The 219-nt window shown below is 63.9% G+C and carries 1 pseudogene; it reads left to right on the top strand.

The window, feature by feature from the left end:
• Positions 1 to 104: 104 nt before the first annotated feature.
• A pseudogene (locus QJT78_RS52845) lies at positions 105 to 219 on the top strand (IS110 family transposase); the annotation flags it as partial.

Genomic DNA, 219 nt, shown 5'->3' with positions numbered 1-219 from the left:
ATAAACGTCCTGCCTGACCGGCTACTGCTGTTCAGCGGCGCTGACGGCGATCATCAGGTGGGGGAGTTTCAAGTGACCATACCCGGGGGATTTTGACCGACCCACGGGGGTCCTGGCTCAAGGCGTGGGCCATGCAGATCGCCAAACGACGCGGGCAGCAGAAGGCGATCGTCGCTTTGGCGCGGCGGCTCGCCGTCATCATGCACCGCATGTGGAGCG

The organism is Bradyrhizobium sp. Mp27 (assembly GCF_029953005.1).
In the GTDB taxonomy this organism is placed as follows: domain Bacteria; phylum Pseudomonadota; class Alphaproteobacteria; order Rhizobiales; family Xanthobacteraceae; genus Bradyrhizobium; species Bradyrhizobium barranii.
This window is presented reverse-complemented; position numbering and strand designations above follow the sequence as displayed.